The sequence below is a fragment of the Salipiger sp. ABF4_146 genome (assembly GCF_056161345.1).
In genome coordinates this window covers 1-20,033 of sequence record NZ_JBSWYX010000042.1, presented here as the reverse complement: position 1 = coordinate 20,033, position 20,033 = coordinate 1, and the positions used below count along the sequence as shown (strand labels likewise).

Genomic DNA, 20,033 nt, shown 5'->3' with positions numbered 1-20,033 from the left:
GCTCTCGGCATCCCGATGACCGTGGCCGCAGGATAGGGGTGTCTGGGGAAAGGGGGACTGCGCTCACCAGCTGATTTGTCCAACAACGCCATCGTGATCGCAAAAACCCCAGTGCAATATGATAACGATTTTCCGCTCTGGCCCCGGTGATCGACGTTGCCTCGCATGATATGACCTCAGCTGGAATGATTTTGATAATGCTAGACATATCATGGTTGACATACACATTGATCGCGCTGCCGCAGTCTTTGATGCACGCCCGGCATCAGCTTAGTGATGACCGGCATGGCGACCCGGCCACGGTGCGCAAGATGAATGCGGAAACCGCAAGCTCTCAGTCGAATAGACTGCGCTTGTATTGTACGAAGAGCGAACGGCTGAAAGTCTGCATCGGTGGCACTGCGCCTCGTCGCAGCAAAAGCTGGGTTTAGATTCCTTGGTTTGACGCAACCTTCGACGGCCGTTTCTGTGATTTACACCGCGACGCAGAATCCCGCTTGCTGTGGCTGCAAGCGCCTACATCGTCATGCTGCAGTGGCATTGGTTGGCCGCCGAACGACCGGAAAGTCCCGCTTCGCTCCCGTTCAGGCAGCGTGCGGCGAAGGTCGGCAGCGAGCCCATTTTGACCGCGTTGGTTTAGGCGTCTACCAGCCCCGGCGAAGCCGCCGGGGCACCGGAGCGGGAAGGCGCCGCTCCAGAGGTAGTAGCGTCGTCGCGGAGATTACATGCCGCTCGACACGGCGAAGCCGGTGAAACCGCCCATGCCGAGCTCGCCGAGGTCGGTCAGTGCTCCGGTTTGAAGATCGACGGAATAGAGCCCGGCCATATCCTCGCCATCGAACTGCAGGACAGCGTAGGCCATGTCGGTGCCTTCCTCGGGCGAGACGATGTCGAAGCCGCCCTGGTCCGTCACGTTGACCGTCTCGCCGTCCATTGTCAGGTAGCCGACGCTCGCGAGATCTCCGTCATTGTTGGCCAACGTGACCAGAGCATTGGCCCGGGCGTCGATCGCGTACTGCGCCGTCGAGCCCGCCGTCTCGCCCGCGATGGCGTTGGTATAGGCGTTGGCGAAGATCTGGGGCTCAAGATCGGCCGACATGTCGCCATCGACGTAGAATGCATCGGTGAATCGGCGCACCGAGTTGGCACGCTCGTCGTTGTCGCCGAAGCCATCGGGGAAGTAGACGAGGTTGGAGCCGTCGGCGCCGACGGCACGGACCGCGTCGATCTGGTTGTTGAAGTCGAACGCCACGGCGCCTTCGCCGATGGTGGCATCGTCCATGAAGGTCGCGCCGAGGTCGGTCATCTCACCCGACATCGGGTCGACCTCGTAGATCATGCCGTCGGCAAAACCGAGAAGCTGGCCGGTCACCGGGCGATAGGCGATGGCGCGCAGCGGGGATTCAAGCTCGTGGGTTTTCACCCCGCTGGGCTGGGAGATATCGGCCATGGTGACGAGCGTCCCGCCTTCCTCGGCCAGAGCGTAGCCCATCATGCCGGCACCATCCTGGGCCATGGCGGTCGAGCCGAAGGCGAGCGAAAGAGCGGCGACGGAAAGCGTGTTCTTCAAAAGCATCGAGTCATCCTTGTGTTTAGGCCGGCCAGCCGCTTGCTGGCCGCTCAGACGCATCCACGGCCCTGCCGGCGGCTAAGTTTCAGAGTGGGAGCTTTTTCTCGTCGGGCATGGGACTGCCGCCTTAGCAAAACAACCGCCGCGCACATTCCTCTTACGTCTGCGTCGGAAAAGCGCCTACTGACCGATCCAAACGCCCGATCCTGGACGCAGGCTATCTACGCGATACGGCAGGGCAGGTGTTCTCCTCCCGCCAAGCGCGGACTGCATGGCTTTAGAGTCGCAGCACTAACTGAGCACGTGCGGCGAATGGCAGACATGTCCGCGCACCGCCGCCCTACGCTCTCGGGTGAAGGTCCGCTTGGCCGCACAGGCAACTCGAGGCCAAGGGCCGCTCCGGGCTCTCGAAGAGCCGATCGCTGCGGTCAGTACCAACGACCGGTTCGAGAACCCTGGCCGTTCGCCAAGCCGGCGCCAGCGCCCCCGTGTTGGCATTGATATCGCGGTATAGTTCGGTATGTGATTTCTTATACCAGTATGGAGAAGCGAATACCGGAGGTATACTTGGAGGTCTTCCATCATCCTCGGCCTCTGAACTTGCGGCCTCCATCGTCAAGCAGATGACGCCGGATCCGATCTTCGGAGCCCTGTCAGGTCTACATCTCGCGGCGCCGCGCAGAACCGGCAAGTCGACCTTTCTGCGCCGCGATCTTGCACCGGCCGTTCTCGAGCCCGGCAAGTTTCCCATTGTTGTCGATCTATGGGAAGACCGAAGCCGGGATCTGTCGGACATCATGCGTCGGCGGATCGGACAGACCCCTCCCACCGGGGCAATGTGCTGCCCCTCCAAGCATAGCAATCTGGAGGTGCGTGTGAAGAAGTATGCGGACCGGACCGGCAACCTGCGCATCTGTGCTACAGTGAGATCACCGCTATGGAAGAGATAGGAGGGGATCATGGGCACAGAACAGGAAGACGCTGCAATGGGCCAGATTTCTGCGGAGGCGGCTCTTGTCTACGAACAGCGCTTTGTTCCTGCGCTGTTTGGTCAATTCGCGCCCTGGTTGGTTGAGGCTGCAGGTATTCGGGGAGGTGGTCGAGTATTGGACGTGGCGACGGGTACCGGCGTTGTGGCGCGAGCGGCCGTCAAACGTGGAGCGAGTGTCACTGCTGTGGACCTGAATGAGGGAATGCTTAGCGTTGCCAAGGACCTCGAAGCACATGCAACATTCCTGCAGGCTCCAGCCGAAGCGCTGCCGTTCGAAGACGATGCTTTCGACGCGGTAACCTGCCAATTTGGCCTGATGTTCTTTGAAGACCGAGTACGGGCTCTGCAGGAGATGAAGAGGGTGTGTAGGCCGTGCGGGCACGTTGCGATTTCGGTCTTCGCACCTTGGAAGAGTTCTCCAGGCTACGCTGAGCTTATTCCTCTGCTGGCTGAATGCATGGGGAGCGAAGCCGCCGATGCGCTTAAGTTCCCCTTTTGCCTCGGCTTTGCCGGTCATCTCGAAACATTGCTAGCGGAAGCGGGCTTAGATGACGTGGAAGTCATCCATCGGACTGGGCAGGCTCGGCACGAAAATCTAGAGGCTTGGATCGATACAGAAATTGGTGGCTGGACCCTCGCTGATGTAGCTACCCCGCAGACAATGGGTGCTTTAAAGTCCGCTGCCAGAGAAAAACTTGCGAAGTATCGCAATGCCGACAAAACAGTATCGTTTGATGCCCCAGCAATTTTTGCGGTCGCTGTAGTCTGATAGTCGCCTGTGTTGGAGGAGACTTCATCCTTTGGGCACTTGTGTCGGCATGGTGGTGGGGGCCTCGACGACCGTACGGTAGGCAAAAAGAGGGGGAGAGCCGAAGCCCTCCCACTCACAGATCGCCGCCCGTCGCAGGTCGGGAGGCGAAATCAGTATTGGCGATCGGCATCGTTCGGGTAGTCGAAGATGCGGGTCTCCTGATCGTTGGGCCTGGCATACTCGCCGGCCGAGCCGTTGGTGATCGTCGGCGTCCAGCGCGACGTGTCCGTCTGCAGTTGCGGATCGCGGGTGATGCGGATCGCGCGGTCGTTCACGCGCATGTCTGAGCCGGACCCTGTGACGCCCAGTGGCGCTTTGGAGACCACCGGTGCACTGACCTTGCCTTCAGCCAGAAGCTCCTTGAACTTCAGCATTCCGCCGTAGTCGCGATCGAGCCGGTTAAGGTCTGACTGGAAGATGTCGTTGGCCTGCTTGAGCCCGGCATCCCAGCCTTCGGCGACGTAGTGCTCCCATACATCGCGCTCGCCCGGTGTCCGCGGCAAGATTTCATCCGGCGGCCGCTTAGGGGTCGCGTACTCGCGAATGAGATAGCTGTGCCACATTGGCGGAACCGGCGAGAACCGTGCCTGCGAGATGATCTGATACACGGTCTCGGCCACGCGCACTGTCTTGCCGGCGTCGGACATCTCATAGGCATCTTCCGCTTCAGAGATCACCGGGGGAAGGACGACCGAGTTGTCGGGCCCCCTGATCATGACCTTCCTGAAGTCGTAGATTTGGTCGAGCTTGTCCGCACGCTCCCGGAGCATGAGGTTGGTTTGCCGTGTGGCATGTGCCAAGCCACCTCGAGCTCCGAAGGCCTGAGCGGTCTCTTTTAGGGCCGGACGGCGAAGCTTGTCTTCCTCAGTTGCGTCCTCTTCGAGTTCATCGCCGAGCGGCTCGAGATCCTGCAGCTCCTTCAGAGAGTCTGTCGGCTTTTTGGTGATGCTCTCCAGGTGCTGGACCCCTTCGTTGACACCGACCCGGGCACCGGGCATGGGAGCTGCGCTGTCACGCCCCATCTGGTGAGCAGACGAAACCTTAGGGGCGGTGTCGAATGGCGTTGTTGGCGAGCACGCTGTCAGGAGAAGCCCCCCGACAGCGATGCCCAGAATTTTGGTTGCGGTCATGCAGCCTCCTTACTTGCCGAGGCTCTCTTTGTGATCGCGCACCGCGGTTGCCGCCTTCGGGGGAGCTTTGAACGATGGTGCCGACATCGTGGGAGCGCCTGGCTTCGAGGCTTCACCGACCCGGTCGCTGTGATAGCGGAACTCGATGCGCTTGGCGTTGGGGTCCACGAAGACCTCCGCGTACTGAGCCACCTGATACCCGATGTCTTCGAAGACCTTGATCGCGGGTTCGTCGGCCGATGATACCGAGACCATGATGTCCACGACAGGCTCGGTCCCTACCACGGCGTAGGTGTAGCCGATATTGCGTGCGAGCTCTCCCACCAGGTCTACGCCCGGTCCCGTCCACTCGATGGTGGTTGGCCGGCGCAGCTCAGGCGGCAGCTTCTTCATGTCTTCGCCGCCCATTGCCGGCTCTGTGGGGGCGGTGCGAGTTCTCTCGATCTGAGCCAGCGTCTCATTGGCGTTTGCCGAGCGCTCGGCCGCCTTCGCCAGCGTGTCATCGATTTGGCTGGCAGCCTTGGAGTCCCAGCGGTCGTTGTCGGGGAAATTCCGGTCCTTGTTGCCAAAGTCGATAGCGTCTGTGCAGGCGCTGGTCCCAAGAAGGGCCAGGATCGCCGTGGTCTTGATGATGTGTTTCATGTGTTCTCCTGCGATGGTTCACGGGGCCACCTCGCCGAGGCGGGCCGCACACACAAAGAAGCACATGAAGGTTAGATCACCTTTAATCCTGTGGCCGAAGTCGTAAACTTCTGGTTTTCCTGCCTTCGTTTACATGCCTTCTGAAAAAGGAGACATGCATGTACGACATCGTCAACGAAGAAAGAATTGATCAGGAAATCGCGCGGATATTTCGAGGAGTAGCCAGGGATGCCCGGATCGCACGCTGGCTCAAGAAGAAGGGCAAGAACTTCCTGAAATCGCGCGTTTCGGACGTGATCGAAGTCCACCCGACCTCCCCTGGCGCTCGGAGCTTTCCGAAGTGGGCACAAGCGAAGATGGCAAAGAATGAGCCTGTGTTCATGTTCGCTTTGGGCCACGGCAGCGAAGACCAGCTGTCCCACATCAAGGATCTGTTTGACACTCTTCTCGATGAAGAGGCGAACCAGTCTGGGCTAAGAAAGGAAAGCGCTCAAAAGATTCTGAATTCGCTGTCGCACTACGACGTCCGCGGCGCCTACGAATTGGCAGACGAGTTCTTCGACACGATGTCCAGGCACAATATCCAGCATGCCGGGCGCAGCCGAAACGCGATCTTCGCCACCGGTCGCGACGACGATGAGCCTGTGCAGGTCAAGACGGATGATGGACTGGTCTGGCGTCAGGTGGTGCCGCGCGGCCTGAAAACCGTCGGGGTTGTTCTGAAAAACTGCATTGGCGGGCGCAGCTATGCGACATCGGTCAAGAATGGGCGAAGCGAGGTCTGGTGCCTCGTCAACGACACTTCTGACGACGATTTCGATGCCCAGCGCGACATAAAGATGGTGGCGCAGATCGACCTTAAGAGTGACCGCATTGTTGAGGCCAAGGGCCCGGGCAATCGCCTCATGCCTCAGTACGCTATGGAACTGCAGGAGCTGGCAGAGGCCAAAGGCGTAGAGTATGCGCGGGCCACTGCTGGAGGTGTCGCCGTTACAGCACGGCCGCAGTTTGCCGCCGACTATCGCAAGCTGTCTCAGGTCGGGCAGTACGAAGTGTTTGTCGAGAAGAGGCCGGATGAGGGAGTGCAGTGGGCCGTAGACCGTAATGTTGTTGAGGCGTATCCGCTGGTGGTCGGGGTTGAGCTCGAGAATGGTCGCCTAGCGATAAACACCGTGGGAACACTCTGGAAGAGCACTCAGACAGGTGCCGAGGCAGTCAGCCTCATTGAAGCTCAGATGTTCAAAACCGAGGAAGGCGTCGTCTACGACAAGGTGGCCGCTATGGTGTCTGCTCTCAAGGAGGTCACGACTCTAAGCAAACTTGTATGTCTCGATGCGAGCTTGCTCAGCAAGGGGCGTGAGGCTGTGAAATCTGAAAACAGAGAACTGACAATCGACCGTTTCGGCGAACTCTTCATGTCGCCTGATGGCGAATTCAGGAACTTTATGGACACCTTCGTCTATGAAGACGGCGATGAGAACGTAGAATTCTCGGTCTCCAAGGACGGGATCGTGTTGGTGAAAGACTTGGCAATCGATCGACCCGGCGCGTCTGGGCATCATATTCTGTCTGGCGCTCCAAAAATCCGTTCTGCGGCGGTTGCCTGCAGTTTGGAGACCTCTGAAGGACGCGGTGCTTGGCGCCGGAAGGTCTCACAGACCGAGGCCGAGCCCACATCGCTCAAGGCTGTTGGAGGTACAGAAGGCATTTCGCTGGAGGCTTTCAGATCACTGCGGACCTTTGACGCGTCGGGCGAAATGACGGCCCTGACAATGCAGCACCGTGATCCGGTGGCGCCGGTGGGCTTCCTGATGGCGCACGACCAGATGCCTAACTTTATCCGGGACTTTCTTGCACAAGCAACGCCGCTCTCGAACGGCCTGAAGCTCGTGGATGCGGGCCAGGATGGAAATGCAGTCTTCTTGGAGACCTCGACTGGAGGCGTTGCAGTTGCTGAGCTCCGGTCATCGGCCAAAATGGAGAAGCTCGTCGACTATAGCTACGGGATTTTTCGAGATGGCTCTGTCGTGCATGATCTGGGCTCCATGTCGTCTGAAGCCCAGCGAAAAGCTCCTGACGTGTTTTCGGTGGCTACTCTTCGAGACATCGACATCTTGCGTGCCGAAATGGGCGCCCTTCCCTTTAAATCGGCTGCTGACACGACCGACTACTTCCCGATCAACATCGTGCGCAACGGCAAGCTACTCCCCACACAGTTGAAGAACCTCGGGTCCGACAAGACGCCGATCTTTCGATTGGATTCACCTGTGCGTTTCGTTGGCGTGGAGCCAGGCCCAGACGGGCGTATGGAGACCGGCAGTATCGCGTGGGTGGCCGGCAAACGGCCTCGCGGAGAGATCACGGTGCATAATGTGCTGCCCGGCGGCGGTGCCCACTTGGCGCGCGCCCTCGAGGAGAAGACCTGGAGGATTGCAGACAAGAAGGGCCGATATGTCAACCGCGACCTGAAGGCCGAAGGCTTCCGGATTGCAAACGGTGCGCTCATGGAGATCGCATTTGCGAATGTCGATGAGCTCTCCAAGGATGGCTTCTCGGTAGAACGACTGCCTGCGCATCTCGGTGATGAGCGGCAATGGGCTGTCCATCATGAGAACTTCCGTCACATAGCAACCGTCTCGGCCGCCGGCATCGAGGAGCCCAAGATAGCTGGGCGTACGCGTGCGGAAGTCTTCTTCCGAGAAGATAGGCCTCTCAGCGACAAGAGCAGGGACTTCATTGCTGAAGTTCTCAATGAGGCCAACCTGGCCCTTTCGTCGCGTGACCTGCAGGTTCTAGGGCTCGTGCAGTTTGACGACGGCACCTATGTGGCGGCTCCGGAAAGCAGCCTAGAAGACTGCTATGAGGTTTCAGACTCTCACTATCTGGGGCGCATCATCCCCTCGATGGAGGACTACCCGGGTGCGAAGCCTTCCGGCATGCTTCTGAAAATGTGCTGGTCGCTTGTGAGCAAGGAGACCGGGAAGATGGAGGCGATCATGTCTGATGATGGCTTCCAGTCTGACAGCAGCTCGCTGAGCCTGCTCAAGTCGGCGGCGCTCCTGGCAGATCACCTGGAGAACGGTGACGTCCACCTTATCGAAAAGTACACGGCGCCGGAGCTCGATCAGCTTAGCTGCATATCCTGATCGTCCCTTGCGACCTGGTGGTCACCTCCGTGCCAAAGAGGTGACCACATGACCAACTTCCTGAATTCCTATGCGACCGAAGCTGACGGCTTCCGCATCCTTGTCGAGCCGGATCCCAACGCACGCTCGCCGCGGGAGTCCGGTTTCATGAACCTTGGCCATGTCATGATCCCGCCTGGGAAACGCTTCGGTCGCCTGACATCGGACGACCCGTCAGACCGCACGGGCATGGAAGAGTTGGTCTCCTGGCACGCGACAAATCAGGATGCGATCTCCCTGCCCCTGTACGCGATCTACACCGGTGACGAGACCTCGGGATATTTCCAGGTTCACAGCGCTCCATTCTTTGCTGATCGGCAAGGCGCCCAGGTTGGTTATATCGCGGCCACCCATTCTGAGGTCATGGGTTACTTCAATCGTCCATCCATGAGCGAAGAGCTCTACCGTGCGTCCGTCGACCGGATGACCGACGAGATCATGCTCATGAACACCTACCTTTGTGGCGAAGTCTATCGATACCAGGTTCTGGATGCAGACGATGAAATCGTGGCGCAGGGCACCTCGATCTACGAGTCCGAGATGGCCGTGGACGAAGCAATGGAAGCTGTCGAGCGGCTTAAGGCACATGCGGTGCCGGGTATGGTGATGTAGGCCGTCTCAGGAAGTCAGACGAAGCGGACCTTCCAGTCAAAAGCATGGCGCCATCGCTCAGCGGGACCGTTCTGTCGTCCCCTGCGAGTGCCGCATTTGCCGGTCACCCGACGGCTAAGCGCAGGGAGCGGACCCCGCTCTACTTGGTTCATTTCCCGGACGCTGCCGTTCGGGCTGAGCGCGGCGATCGGCCCCTCCGAGGCCATTGCGGAAGAGCCAATTTTGCGCTGCACGCGCACGCAGCGAAATGTTTGCTTCGGCGCAGCAAACATTCATGCCGCATCGCAGCCGTGGATCCTGTCGTTCGTGCGCAATGCAGCAAATTTCTCAGAAGCAGTGGCTGCACAGCGGACTTTCCTGACTTTCGCTGCACGCGCGAAATAGGTCACTCACGAAGGGTGCCTTAGCCTTAGCGCTCACCGGCGAACCGCTCCTGCCACTCTTCTCGCTCGGCGTCGGTGATCTTGCGGAAGGTCACCTCGGGCACCTCGAAGGCGTGGCCTGCGGGCAGGACGCTCAGCGCCGCACTCAGATCACCCGGCCAGCCGTCATCCTCGGTCTTCAGCGCCGCCAGCAGCTGTGCCGAGGCGTCGGGGATGAACGGCGCGGAGATCACCGCGTAGAGCCGGATCATGTTCAGCGCGAGGCGCACCTGCATCGCCGCGGCCTCGGGGTCGGTCTTGAAGGTCGACCAGGGCGCGGCTTCCTGAGGCGCAACGTTTCGCCGGGCCGCTCATCCGCGATGCACTGCCCACGCTGTCGGTGCCCGATACCGCGCTCATTGACCGGGGCACGCGCGGCGCAGATGCTGAGACGCTGGCGCGAATTTCGCCGGACACGCCGCTCCAGTTCGAAGTCAATGGCCGGACGGTGACCGCCACGGGAAATTTCGCGTTAGGGGGTAGCTTCAACGCCGATGGGTCCTTGGCAGTGTCGGATCAGACGTTCCTGAGGCTGTTCCCGAACCGGATTTCCGGGACACCCTCGCATATTCTCGTCGATGTGGCGCCAGGCGCCGATCCGGCGGAGGTCGTCGCCCGCCTGACCGAGCGGCTGGCGTCCGAACCTGTCCAGGTGCGGTCGCTTGCGACCGCCAAAGCTGATGATCTGACCTATCAGACGACCCAGCGTCCAACGGGCGTAATCTTCGGGTTCAGCTTGGCCATGGCCGTCGTGATCGGGCTGGTGATCGTGTATCAGGTCCTTTCGACCGACGTGGCGGACCACCTCGCGGAATATGCCACCTTCAAGGCGATGGGATACCCGCACCGGTTCTTCCTGAGCATCGTGCTCGAGGAGTCTTTCATCCTGGGCGCCCTTGGGTTCCTGCCCGGGCTTCTTGTCGCCCTTGGTCTCTATCAAGGTGTTGCCGCGCTCACCGGCCTGCCGATCGCTATGACGGCCACACGGGGCATCATGGTTTTCATCGGCACGATCATCGCCTGCGCGGCCTCCGGCTCGCTCGCAGCGCGGCGGCTTCGGACGGCGGACCCGGCGGAGCTATTCTGATGAATCCAATCGAAGTGACGGGCCTGAACCATTGGTTCGGAGAAGGCGAAGCGCGAATGCAGGCGATCTTCGACGTCAACCTGACCATCGACCAAGGGAGTCTCACCATTCTTGTTGGGCCTTCGGGTTCAGGGAAGACAACCCTTCTGACCCTGATGGGCTGCCTGCGTGACGTGCAGGATGGTTCGGTTCGTCTGCTCGGGACCGAGCTTCGTGGGGCGGGAATGTCGACGCTGGAGGCCATGCGTCGCCGCCTCGGCTTCATTTTCCAGGCCCACAATCTCCATGAGAGCCTGACGGCGAGGCAAAACGTATTGACCAGCTTGCAGGTCCACGGCCGGGGTAATCCTGCCCGTCAGGCAGCTGCGGTAGAACACATGCTTGGCCTCGTCGGCCTGGCGGACAGGATCGACTATCTGCCTGGCAACCTGTCGGGCGGCCAGAAGCAGCGGGTTGCGATCGCACGCGCGATGGTCTCGAACCCCGACATCATCTTCGCCGATGAGCCGACTGCGGCGCTCGACAAGGAGACCGCAATCCCGATCGTGCGCATGCTGAAGGAACTCGGACAGAGCCGGGGAACCACGACTGTCATGGTGACACACGACAACCGGGTCCTGGAACTGGCCGACCGGATCGTGACGCTCGAGGACGGTCGGATCGTGAAAGACGAGCGACTACGTTGAGCGCCACCTGCAGCGCTGTGCGCGCGATTGTTCCTTCTTGCGAGGGCACACCTGCTGCCGCGACACCCTAAAACAGGCGAAGGTGGGAGGCGGCGCTGCAACTGCAAAAGGCTTATCGAAATGAATGTGGTGCAAGGGCTCGGAGCGACCGATCGTTGCGGGCAGTACCCATGCCCAGTTCGAGAAACCTTGAGGTTCGCCCGATCCCAGTGACGCCAGTCGGTTACGAAACACGCTGCATTCGGCATGGATGGTCAGCCCTTGTCCATTGGCAGTCGATCAGCGGATCAAGCAACGGCCTTCTGGTGAACGCCTTGTGGTAGGTCCAGTACTGGCGCGCGACCGAACATGCTTTTGTATTCCCGGCTGAACTGGGAGGCGCTCACATAGCCGATCGCCGTGCGTCTTGCGACGCTTGGCTGGCAGGGGCCCACGGGTGGATTCTTCCACGATGGCGAAGGCGCAGAGATCGCTCCCTACACCTGGTGACGAGATGAGGGAGCGGTTCGCTGCTCCCTCACGCCGTCCGAGTCTTGAATATGGAGAAGATCAGAGCCGCACCGAGATGAGGGACGGAGAACCGGCAGACTGCACTGGATGCACTGGCGTAGATGGCGCAAAGGGATCGTTGATCCGCTCTCAGGGTCATTTACCGCCCTGCATATCGCGCGGGGCTGTCGCCGGTGATGCCCTTGAACATCGCGATGAAGGCGGAGGCCGTCGCATATCCCAGATCCAGCGCGATGGCCTCGACGTTCTGACCGTCCTGCAGCATGGCAATGGCACGAACCACACGCAGCCGATTGCGCCATTCGGTCAGGGACATGCCCAGATCGCGCTGGCAGAGCCGCAGGAGCGTACGTTCGCTCAACCCATGCGCCCGCGCCAGCGTCGCGGTGCTCTGCCGATCCGAGGGCGCCTCGTGCAGCGCGGCCAGCAGACCGCGCAGCGCCGGGTGATCGCTGTCGGGCAGAAAGCTCTGCGTGACGGCGCAGTTCTCCATCTCGTCTACCATGACCCGTAACAGCCGTCCTTGCCGGAGCGTGCCGTCGAACTGCGCCCCCTCCAGCTGCTCCAGCATGGCCCGCAGCAGCGGCGTCACCCGCAGCGAGGCCGCATGCGCAGGCATCGCGCCGCACAGCGACTGATCGATGTAGATCGACACATGCACCGTGGCGCGGCGGTTGTAGCCGACCTGATCCACCCCCGCCGGGATCCAGAAGGCCATGTGCGGCGGTGCCAGCAGCACCTGCCCGCCGGTGCGCAACTCGGTCACCCCGCTATAGCAATAGACGAGCTCGCCCCAAGCATGGCGCAACGAGGGATAGGTGCCATTGTCCGGCATCTGCTCGACCCGGAACCAGACGGGCGCGGGCAGGGTCACATGCCCCGGAGGCTGACGCAGATAGGAAGGTTTCACGTTTGGCCGGTACCCGGAATGCTTTGGCGGATTCTCGCTATATGCCATTGTAAGCCAGTCTTAGATCAGGGCAACACCCTGACACATGGCCTTCCATATGAAACGTCCCATCGACCTCACCGCCTTCGGGCTCATGATCCTGCTGTGCCTTGCCTGGGGCCTGCAGCAAAGTGCGATGAAACTGGCGGCTCCGGCCATCGACCCGATGATGCAGATCGGCCTGCGGTCCACCATCGCGGCGGGGCTGGTCTTTGCCCTGAGCCGGATCGTGCTGCGCGACCGCTGGCTGCCCGGCCTCTTCTTCGGCCCCGGCCTTCTGGCGGGAAGCCTGTTCGCGCTGGAGTTCCTGCTGGTCGCCGAAGGGCTGCGCTGGACCTCCGCCTCTCATATGGCGGTGTTCCTCTATACCGCACCGATCTTCGCCGCTGTCGGCCTGCATATCGCCCAGCCGGACGAGCGCATGAGCGCGCTGCAATGGTCCGGTGTCGGATTGACCTTTGTCGGCGTCGCGGCGATCTTCGTGCTGCCGGAACTGCGCGGCGATAGCACACTCGCCCCTTCGATGATCCTCGGCGATCTGCTGGGCCTTGCTGCGGGTCTGGCTTGGGGGCTGACGACCGTGGTGGTCCGGACGTCGCGGCTGGCCAAAGCCCCGGCGACCCAGACGCTGGTCAGCCAGCTGGGCGTGGCGGGCCTTGCGGCCCTTGCCTTCAGCGCGCTGACCGGGCGGACGGGGATGACCCTGGCGCCTTCCGATGTCGCCAACCTCGGGTTCCAGACCATCGTCGTCTGCACGCTCAGCTTCCTCGTCTGGTTCCGCCTGCTGCAAATCTACCCCTCCTCGCGCCTCGGCGTGCTCAGCTTCATGACCCCGGTCTTTGGCGTGCTCGCCGGGGCGATCCTGCTGGGCGAGCAGCTGACGCCGGAGTTCCTCTTTGGCGGGGCGCTCGTGCTCCTGGGGATGCTGACCGTGCAGGCGCAAGACCTCTTCGCCCGCCACAGACCAACCCGGAGACATGCATGAATATCCTCATCGTCCACGCTCACCCCGAGCCCGCGTCCTTCAACGGCGCCATGACCGCCACGGCGGTCGAGACGCTGACGGCCGAAGGACACAGCGTGACCGTCAGCGACCTCTATGCCATGGGCTGGCAGGCCGCGCTTGGCCCCGAGGATATCACCGGCGCCCGTGCGGATGCGACGGTCTTCGACCCCTCCCGCGAGCAGGAACATGCCGTGGCCGAAGGCACCCTCGCCGACGAGATCCGCGAAGAGCAGCGCAAACTGTCGCAAGCCGACATGGTGATCTTCCAGTTCCCGGTCTGGTGGTTTTCCTTGCCCGCGGTCCTCAAGGGCTGGGTGGATCGCGTCTTTGCCCGGGGCTTCGCCTATTCGGCAGGGCGCAAATACGCCACCGGCCATTTCAAGGGCAAACGCGCGATGCTGGCCCTGACCACCGGCACGGCGTCGTCACTCTACGAGCCTGCCGGGATCGACGGCGACCTGCTGCATGTGCTCTGGCCGATCCACAACGGGATCTTTGCCTACACGGGCTTTTCCGTCCTGCCGCCCTTTGCCGCCTGGATGCCGGGACGCGTGGGCGCGGACGGGCGCCGTGGCTATCTCGACGCCTACGCCGACCGCCTGCGGCAGATCGACAGGATCGAGCCGCTGTTCTTCCACCCGTGGGAGGATTACGACGAGGACCAGCGCCTGAAGCCAGGCATTCCGGCGCGGTCCGGAGTGCAGTGGAACCCCCGCGCAGGACAGACGCGCGACGGCGCCGATCAGTGACGAGACGACAGGAGACGACGATAAAAGGCTATTGGTTGATCCTTACGGATGCCTTGCAGGACGAGGCGGCGCAGGCCGAGTACAGCGCGCTCTGGGCCCCGATTGCCGAAGCGTTCGGCGCCCGCCTGCTGCGCGGAGACGATGCTCCCGAGTTGCTCGAAGGCCGCGATACGGCAAAGGTCGTGCTGGTCGAATTCCCCGACATCGAGGCGGCCCGCACCTGCTATCGCAGCGACGCCTATCAGGCCGCGATCCTCCAGGCCCGCATCGCCGCCCCGCGCGATCTGGTGATCTTCGAAGGCACGATCGCATGATCCGCAGCCTCGATCATCTCGTCCTGACCACCGTGGACGAGGAGGCCTGCATCGCCTTCTACGTCGACCTGCTGGGCATGACGCTGGAGACCTTTGGCGAAGGGCGCAAGGCGCTGCGCTTTGGCGAGCAGAAGATCAACATCCACGTGAAGGGGCAGAAAATCGAGCCGAAGGCGCATCTGCCAGTGCCGGGCGCACTGGACCTGTGCTTCCTGCTCGACGGCCCTCTCGACACCGCCGTGGCGACCCTGAGGGAACGCGGCGCGCAGATCCTGGAAGGCCCGGTGACGCGCACCGGGGCCACGGGTCCCTTGCGCTCCATCTACCTGCGCGATCCGGATCTGAACCTCGTGGAGCTGTCAGAAATCATTGAATAGCAAGTACGCCCAAGGTCATTCGCGGCCTCTCGGGATGGCCCGAATTTTGTGAAGGCTGCTACCTTGCGGCAAAGGCAGCCCTGGGCTCGGTGCGGCCTTGCGGCAGTGCGGCGGCGGCGCCCCGGAGCCAATCTTCTTCACCGGTCATTCGCGACATCGCTTAGTATCTCGGGGTCACGCGATGTCGACGCCTGGGCCGGGAGGGACGGATGGAGAAAGTCTCATGTCCAGAATCCAACTCCCCGCCATCACGCCGAAGCGACGCCCTTGGAACCGTGGCAGGCTCGTTGGCCAGAAACGGCCTCTGCTGCCGAAACAGGTCTGGGCGATCCGTGCGCGCCTCGAACTCGCGAGCAACCTTCGCGATCTTGCTCTGTTCAATCTCGCCATCGACAGCAAGTTGAGGGGCTGCGACCTCGTCGGTCTGAGGGTCGCCCAGCTCGTTGTCGGCGATCGTGTCCGCGAACGCGTATCGGTCATCCAGAGCAAGACGCGCCGCCCCGTTCAGTTCGAAGTCACGGAAAACACCCGAGCTTCGATCTCGGCGTGGGTGAAGCGGCCGGAGATGATCGGCTGCGCCTTCCTGTTCCCGAGCCGGTTTCATGCCAGGCCGCACATTTCGACGCGACAATACGCGCGGCTCGTCCGAGAGTGGGTGACGGCGATCGGTTTTGAGCCGAGCGGCTACGGCACGCACTCGTTGAGGCGCACCAAGGCTGCGCAAATTTTTCGCAAAACAGGCAATCTTCGCGCGGTCCAGCTCCTGCTCGGTGACACTAAGGTGGACAGTACGGTCCGGTACCTGGGCGTTGAACTTGAGGATGCTCTGAGCATCGCGGAGTCGGTCGACATTTGACACCTTCGGCGAACGGCGCACGCCGTTCGTCAACCGAGACCGGACGTGCGAGGAGCTACATGCCGACGTGGGATTCGAGCCCTTATCAACCTGCGCGTGGTGCGAGAAGGATCACTGCGGCGCCGATCAGGCACAGGCAGGCACCGGCGATGTCCCATACGTCAGGCCGCTGCCCCTCTGCGCTCCACATCCAGAAAAGCGACGCGGCGATATAGACGCCGCCATAGGCGGCGTAGGCCCGACCGGCGAAACCGGCCTCGACCTGCGCCAGAAGCCAGCCGAATAGCGCGAGGCTCACAATCCCCGGCAGCAACCAGAGGATCGAAGCTCCGCGCCACCACGCCCAAATGGCAAAGCATCCGGCGATCTCGGCCAGCGCAGCGAGCGGATAGATCAACGTGGTCGGCATCAGGAAACGGGCCTGTCGTGATCGGACAGACATTCTTCGTGGTCGCGTAGAACCTCAAGGATACGGCAGTTGGCGACCCGGTCAGTTCTGCACTCGCTGAGCATCCGTTTCAGTTCGACGCGGAGCGCTTCAAGACGGGCGATGCGCGCCTCGACCTCGGCTAGTTGTTTCTGAGCGACTGCATCGACCTGCGCGCATGACCTTTCTGGGCTATCAGAAAGGTCCAGAAGTTCTCGTATGGACTCAAGCGAAAAGCCGAGTTGTCGAGAGTGCCGGATGAACGCAAGGCGATCGAGTTCCACTTCCCCGTAGCGCCGCTGGCCACCCGCGCTCCGGCCGGGCTCGGGCATCAAGCCAATCTGTTCGTAATAGCGGATCGTCTGCACTTTGGTGCCGGTCCGCTTTGCCAGAGTCCCAATGGACAACATGAGCGCTTCTCCTTTCGTCGCTGCGGCGTCGTGTCCTCCGTCGTCGAAGCTATGGAAAGCCTCTTCGACAGCTTGAACCTATAGTCGCTGTAGGTCGTATATCGAGTTCCGATCGGAGAATCACGACGGAGAAACTTCATGGCAGACGGGAGCGCAGGACAACGCGAGTGGCGTGTGACAGGCATGGATTGTGGGGCATGCGCCGCCAAGTTGCGCGGCGCCGTCGAGCGCCTGCCTGGCGTCGAGGATGTCGATGTGGCTCTGATGGCCGAGCGCCTGCGACTGACGCTCGATGAGACGCAGACCTCGCCCGAACGGATCGAGGTGGCTGTGCGTGGCGTCGGCTTCGGAATCGCGCCCAAGGGCGCACGGCCAGAGAAGCCCAAGGGCGGCTTTGTCCTGCCGGATGGAGCCTTTCCGGATGCCGCGCAGAGCTCGGAGGCCGAAGGTGAGCCGGAGGAGAACGGCAAGTCCGGCGAGCAAGCGCCGAGTTCATGGATGCAGTCGTCCAAAGGCCGCCTCGTGCTCGGAACCGGCGCACTGCTCGCGGCAGCCTGGGTGTCACGGCTCGTCCTACCGGCTGAGACCGCCCATTGGGCGTTCGTCCTGGCGACACTGGTCGGGATCGTGCCCGTGGCACAGCGCGCCTTCGCCATGACACGGGCCGGCATGCCCTTCACCATCGAGATGCTGATGTCCATCGCCGCTCTCGGCGCGCTAGTGATCGGCGAACCGGAAGAGGCGGCGCTGGTTGTCTTCCTGTTCGCTATGGGTGAGCTTCTCGAAGGCGTTTCGGCGAGCAAGGCGCGTGACAGCATTCGAGCGCTCTCGAAGCTCGTGCCGAAGACCGCGCGGCTCGAAGTCGGTGGCAAGACACGGGAGGTCGCGGCCGAGAAGCTCTTGGTCGGCCAGGTCGTACAGGTCCGCCCCGGCGACCGCGTTCCCTGCGACGGTGAGGTGATCGATGGCACGTCGGGTGTCGATGAGAGCCCGGTGACCGGCGAGAGCGTCCCGACCCTCAAGGAGCCGGGCGCGGAGGTCTTCGCGGGGTCGATCAACACCGAAGCTCTGCTGCGCGTGCGGGTGTTGAGGTCGGCCGAGGACAACACCATCGCCCGCATCGTCCGCCTCGTCGAAGAGGCCGAGAGCGCCCGCGCACCGACCGAGCGCTTTATCGACCGGTTCAGCCGGGTTTACATGCCCGCCGTGGTCGGGGCCGCTGCTCTTGTCGCTATCGTTCCGCCGCTGGCCTTCGAGCTGGCCTGGGGCGAATGGGTCTACCGGGCGCTTGCGCTGCTGCTGATCGGCTGCCCCTGTGCACTGGTGATCTCGGTGCCAGCCTCGATCACCTCGGCCCTGTCCACGGGAGCGCGCAACGGCCTGCTGATGAAGGGCGGCGCGGTGATCGAGGCCGCGGCCCGCACGACCCATGTCGCTTTCGACAAGACCGGGACGCTCACGCATGGCAGGCCGCGCGTGACAGACGTGGCAGTGCTGAGCGGCACCGAGGGCGACCTCATGGCCATTGCCGCCGGTATCGAGAGCGGCGCGAGCCACCCGCTCGCACAGGCGATCTGCGCCGAGGCCGAGCGGCGAGGCGTGCTCGCTGCGGCAGCCACCGGAGGACGCGCGCTTCCCGGCAAGGGGGCGGAAGCCTCCATCGACGGCGTGACCGTCAGCGTGGGCTCCCCACGGCTGGCAAATGAGCGCGGCGCCCTCACAGACGACCTGCGGACCCGCGTGGCGGCACTGGAAGCCGAGGGCAAGACGGTGGTCATCGTGCTCTGCAATGACGTGCCTCAGGGCCTCCTCGCGCTCAGGGACGAGCCGCGGGACGACGCGGCGAACGCTATCGCGCAATTGCGCGGGCTCGGCATCTCTTCGGTCATGCTGACGGGGGACAACCCGCGCACGGCCTAAGCCATCGCTGAGGGGCTCGGGATCGAGCATCGGTCGGAAATGATGCCGGAGGACAAGGTGACGGCGATCCGCGAGCTGACGGAAGAGGCCCGGGTGATGATGATCGGCGACGGGATCAACGACGCGCCCGCGCTCGCCGCCGCGCATGTCGGCGTTGCCATGGGCTCGGGCACCGATGTCGCTCTCGAGACCGCCGACGCGGCGATCCTGCGCAACCGCGTGACCGATGTGCCGGCCAAGATCCGCCTCGCCCGGGCCACCATGTCGAACATCCGCCAGAACATCGCGATCGCGCTCGGGCTCAAGGCTATCTTCCTGGTGACGACCGTTCTCGGCATCACCGGCCTCTGGATCGCGATCCTTGCGGATACCGGCGCCACGGTGCTGGTCACGATGAACGCGCTCCGGCTGCTGTTTTTCCAGCCCACCGGCATATCTGAACCTGCGGGGCACGTCGGTCTGACCGCTGAGACACGCCCCGATCGCGCCGCCGCAAAGACCTGAAAGGAACCCTGATGACCCTCACCCGCCGCGCCGTGATGGCCTCCGCCGCTTGCTTCGCCGCGACGGCACCGACCGCCGGACTGTCTCAAAGCTCTCCCGCGATCCACGTTCTGAAAGACCCGAACTGTGGCTGCTGCACAGCTTGGATCGAGATCCTCAAAGAGAACGGATTTAAGGTCACCACCGAGCGTAGCTTCGGCACCCTCCTGATCCGGCACAAGCTCGAGAACGGCATCCCCCAGAACATGACCTCCTGCCACACCGGCGAAATCGAGGGCTACATGATCGAAGGACACGTGCCGACGGCCGACATTCGACGGCTGCTATCCGAGCGCCCCGATGCCGTCGGTCTCGCCGTGCCCGGGATGCCTTACGGATCACCGGGCATGGGGCCAGAGGATGAGCGGGAAGCCTACGACGTGTTCCTGATCCTCGGAGATGGCAGGAAGGAAATCTTCTCCAGCTACGAGGCTGCCTGACGGCGCCGATCTCAGGATCGCTGTGGGACCACTGCACAAACCTCACACCGCGCAGTCGCAGCGGAAGTCAGGAAGGTCCGCATCGGCGGCGCTGCGGCAAGGCGCAGCGAATGGTGGGTTTAGGCTCCCGGGTTTGATGCGGCCTTGAACGACCGCTATCTTGATCTGCGCTGCGGCGCAGAACCCTGCTTGCTGCGGCTGCGAGGAATTCCTTCGTCATACTGCAATTGCACCAGCTAATCTTCGAATGGCCGGAAAGTCGTAAGCGCTGTCACCGCGGCACGCCTGTTCAGCTTGACGGGTTCAAGTTCCATGGCAGGAGCTCGTCGATCCTGCTGGCGGGGTGACCGGCGGCGATGGCTTCGAGGGTCGCCTTGATGTAGGCGAAGGGCTCGA

Annotated in this window: 18 protein-coding genes and 2 pseudogenes; 12 read left to right on the top strand and 8 right to left on the bottom strand. The window is 62.3% G+C overall.

Annotated features, from left to right (window positions below):
- Positions 1 to 721 precede the first annotated feature (721 nt).
- Positions 722 to 1,576, bottom strand: coding sequence for a DUF4394 domain-containing protein (locus tag ACXAJT_RS26895; RefSeq protein ID WP_475241868.1), 855 nt, complete (start codon positions 1,574 to 1,576; stop codon positions 722 to 724).
- 953 nt (positions 1,577 to 2,529) lie between these two features.
- Between ACXAJT_RS26895 and ACXAJT_RS26890 the strand changes: the two genes are divergently transcribed.
- Positions 2,530 to 3,330 (top strand): class I SAM-dependent methyltransferase, encoded by an 801-nt coding sequence (locus ACXAJT_RS26890; RefSeq protein ID WP_475241864.1) that lies wholly within the window; start codon positions 2,530 to 2,532, stop codon positions 3,328 to 3,330.
- 152 nt (positions 3,331 to 3,482) lie between these two features.
- Here the strand turns inward: ACXAJT_RS26890 and ACXAJT_RS26885 are convergent, their stop codons facing one another.
- Together ACXAJT_RS26885 and ACXAJT_RS26880 are read right to left on the bottom strand one after the other, a co-directional pair.
- Positions 3,483 to 4,502, bottom strand: a complete 1,020-nt coding sequence (locus ACXAJT_RS26885; protein ID WP_475241861.1) for a type IV secretory system conjugative DNA transfer family protein — start codon at positions 4,500 to 4,502, stop codon at positions 3,483 to 3,485.
- Between the two features lie 9 nt (positions 4,503 to 4,511).
- Positions 4,512 to 5,144 carry a DotD/TraH family lipoprotein gene (locus ACXAJT_RS26880; RefSeq protein ID WP_475241859.1) on the bottom strand — a complete coding sequence of 211 codons (633 nt, stop codon included), beginning with the start codon at positions 5,142 to 5,144 and terminating at the stop codon, positions 4,512 to 4,514.
- Between the two features lie 158 nt (positions 5,145 to 5,302).
- On the opposite strand from ACXAJT_RS26880, the gene ACXAJT_RS26875 reads away from it, so the two are divergent.
- Both ACXAJT_RS26875 and ACXAJT_RS26870 read left to right on the top strand, forming a co-directional pair.
- The gene (locus tag ACXAJT_RS26875) at positions 5,303 to 8,290 is read left to right on the top strand and encodes a hypothetical protein (RefSeq protein WP_475241857.1); all 2,988 of its coding nucleotides are present in this window, start codon (positions 5,303 to 5,305) and stop codon (positions 8,288 to 8,290) included.
- A gap of 48 nt (positions 8,291 to 8,338) precedes the next feature.
- Entirely contained in the window at positions 8,339 to 8,941 is a 603-nt protein-coding gene (locus tag ACXAJT_RS26870; protein WP_475241855.1) for a hypothetical protein, read from the top strand.
- Between the two features lie 409 nt (positions 8,942 to 9,350).
- Here ACXAJT_RS26870 and ACXAJT_RS26865 read toward each other — a convergent pair.
- A pseudogene (locus tag ACXAJT_RS26865) lies at positions 9,351 to 9,650 on the bottom strand (methionine--tRNA ligase); the annotation flags it as partial.
- A 53-nt stretch (positions 9,651 to 9,703) separates the two neighbouring features.
- Here ACXAJT_RS26865 and ACXAJT_RS26860 point away from each other — a divergent pair.
- Positions 9,704 to 10,450, top strand: coding sequence for an FtsX-like permease family protein (locus ACXAJT_RS26860; protein ID WP_475241853.1), 747 nt, complete (start codon positions 9,704 to 9,706; stop codon positions 10,448 to 10,450).
- Positions 10,450 to 11,136, top strand: coding sequence for an ATP-binding cassette domain-containing protein (locus tag ACXAJT_RS26855; RefSeq protein WP_475241851.1), 687 nt, complete (start codon positions 10,450 to 10,452; stop codon positions 11,134 to 11,136). Before ACXAJT_RS26860 ends, ACXAJT_RS26855 begins: the two co-directional genes overlap by 1 nt.
- A 649-nt stretch (positions 11,137 to 11,785) precedes the next feature.
- Here ACXAJT_RS26855 and ACXAJT_RS26850 read toward each other — a convergent pair.
- A complete protein-coding gene (locus ACXAJT_RS26850; protein WP_475241848.1) occupies positions 11,786 to 12,556 on the bottom strand; it encodes an AraC family transcriptional regulator in 771 nt (256 codons plus the stop codon).
- 97 nt (positions 12,557 to 12,653) lie between these two features.
- Here ACXAJT_RS26850 and ACXAJT_RS26845 point away from each other — a divergent pair, with 97 nt between their 5' ends.
- From ACXAJT_RS26845 to ACXAJT_RS26825, 5 genes are all read left to right on the top strand, one after another.
- Positions 12,654 to 13,580: a DMT family transporter gene (locus ACXAJT_RS26845; protein WP_475241845.1), complete on the top strand. Its 927-nt coding sequence runs from the start codon at positions 12,654 to 12,656 to the stop codon at positions 13,578 to 13,580.
- Entirely contained in the window at positions 13,577 to 14,350 is a 774-nt protein-coding gene (locus tag ACXAJT_RS26840) for an NAD(P)H-dependent oxidoreductase (protein WP_475241842.1), read from the top strand. The genes ACXAJT_RS26845 and ACXAJT_RS26840 overlap by 4 nt, the downstream gene beginning before the upstream one ends.
- A complete protein-coding gene (locus ACXAJT_RS26835; RefSeq protein WP_475241838.1) occupies positions 14,347 to 14,664 on the top strand; it encodes a DUF1330 domain-containing protein in 318 nt (105 codons plus the stop codon). Before ACXAJT_RS26840 ends, ACXAJT_RS26835 begins: the two co-directional genes overlap by 4 nt.
- Positions 14,661 to 15,041, top strand: coding sequence for a VOC family protein (locus ACXAJT_RS26830; protein ID WP_475241836.1), 381 nt, complete (start codon positions 14,661 to 14,663; stop codon positions 15,039 to 15,041). The genes ACXAJT_RS26835 and ACXAJT_RS26830 overlap by 4 nt, the downstream gene beginning before the upstream one ends.
- 223 nt (positions 15,042 to 15,264) lie before the next feature.
- Positions 15,265 to 15,897 carry a tyrosine-type recombinase/integrase gene (locus ACXAJT_RS26825; protein ID WP_475241832.1) on the top strand — a complete coding sequence of 211 codons (633 nt, stop codon included), beginning with the start codon at positions 15,265 to 15,267 and terminating at the stop codon, positions 15,895 to 15,897.
- Between the two features lie 85 nt (positions 15,898 to 15,982).
- On the opposite strand, the gene ACXAJT_RS26820 is transcribed toward ACXAJT_RS26825, so the two are convergent.
- The gene (locus tag ACXAJT_RS26820; protein ID WP_475241830.1) at positions 15,983 to 16,306 is read right to left on the bottom strand and encodes a YnfA family protein; all 324 of its coding nucleotides are present in this window, start codon (positions 16,304 to 16,306) and stop codon (positions 15,983 to 15,985) included.
- On the bottom strand, positions 16,306 to 16,734 hold the full coding sequence (locus ACXAJT_RS26815; protein WP_475241828.1) for a MerR family transcriptional regulator: 429 nt from the start codon (positions 16,732 to 16,734) through the stop codon (positions 16,306 to 16,308). Before ACXAJT_RS26815 ends, ACXAJT_RS26820 begins: the two co-directional genes overlap by 1 nt.
- Before the next feature lie 138 nt (positions 16,735 to 16,872).
- On the opposite strand from ACXAJT_RS26815, the pseudogene ACXAJT_RS26810 reads away from it, so the two are divergent.
- A pseudogene (locus ACXAJT_RS26810) lies at positions 16,873 to 19,158 on the top strand (heavy metal translocating P-type ATPase).
- Between the two features lie 11 nt (positions 19,159 to 19,169).
- Complete coding sequence (locus ACXAJT_RS26805; protein WP_475241825.1) at positions 19,170 to 19,637, top strand: DUF411 domain-containing protein; 468 nt, start codon at positions 19,170 to 19,172, stop codon at positions 19,635 to 19,637.
- Positions 19,638 to 19,926: 289 nt separating this feature from the next.
- Here ACXAJT_RS26805 and ACXAJT_RS26800 read toward each other — a convergent pair.
- Positions 19,927 to 20,033, bottom strand: a 107-nt coding sequence (locus ACXAJT_RS26800) for a transposase domain-containing protein (RefSeq protein ID WP_475241871.1), incomplete at its 5' end; no start/stop codon positions are given.

Bases quoted from the DNA above. Each gene is read 5' to 3' on its own strand.
- ACXAJT_RS26895 (WP_475241868.1), bottom strand. From the start codon at position 1,576: ATGCTTTTGAAGAACACGCTTTCCGTCGCCGCTCTTTCGCTCGCCTTC.
- ACXAJT_RS26890 (WP_475241864.1), top strand. From the start codon at position 2,530: ATGGGCACAGAACAGGAAGACGCTGCAATGGGCCAGATTTCTGCGGAG.
- ACXAJT_RS26885 (WP_475241861.1), bottom strand. From the start codon at position 4,502: ATGACCGCAACCAAAATTCTGGGCATCGCTGTCGGGGGGCTTCTCCTG.
- ACXAJT_RS26880 (WP_475241859.1), bottom strand. From the start codon at position 5,144: ATGAAACACATCATCAAGACCACGGCGATCCTGGCCCTTCTTGGGACC.
- ACXAJT_RS26875 (WP_475241857.1), top strand. From the start codon at position 5,303: ATGTACGACATCGTCAACGAAGAAAGAATTGATCAGGAAATCGCGCGG.
- ACXAJT_RS26870 (WP_475241855.1), top strand. From the start codon at position 8,339: ATGACCAACTTCCTGAATTCCTATGCGACCGAAGCTGACGGCTTCCGC.
- ACXAJT_RS26855 (WP_475241851.1), top strand. From the start codon at position 10,450: ATGAATCCAATCGAAGTGACGGGCCTGAACCATTGGTTCGGAGAAGGC.
- ACXAJT_RS26845 (WP_475241845.1), top strand. From the start codon at position 12,654: ATGAAACGTCCCATCGACCTCACCGCCTTCGGGCTCATGATCCTGCTG.
- ACXAJT_RS26840 (WP_475241842.1), top strand. From the start codon at position 13,577: ATGAATATCCTCATCGTCCACGCTCACCCCGAGCCCGCGTCCTTCAAC.
- ACXAJT_RS26830 (WP_475241836.1), top strand. From the start codon at position 14,661: ATGATCCGCAGCCTCGATCATCTCGTCCTGACCACCGTGGACGAGGAG.
- ACXAJT_RS26825 (WP_475241832.1), top strand. From the start codon at position 15,265: ATGTCCAGAATCCAACTCCCCGCCATCACGCCGAAGCGACGCCCTTGG.
- ACXAJT_RS26820 (WP_475241830.1), bottom strand. From the start codon at position 16,306: ATGCCGACCACGTTGATCTATCCGCTCGCTGCGCTGGCCGAGATCGCC.
- ACXAJT_RS26815 (WP_475241828.1), bottom strand. From the start codon at position 16,734: ATGTTGTCCATTGGGACTCTGGCAAAGCGGACCGGCACCAAAGTGCAG.
- ACXAJT_RS26805 (WP_475241825.1), top strand. From the start codon at position 19,170: ATGACCCTCACCCGCCGCGCCGTGATGGCCTCCGCCGCTTGCTTCGCC.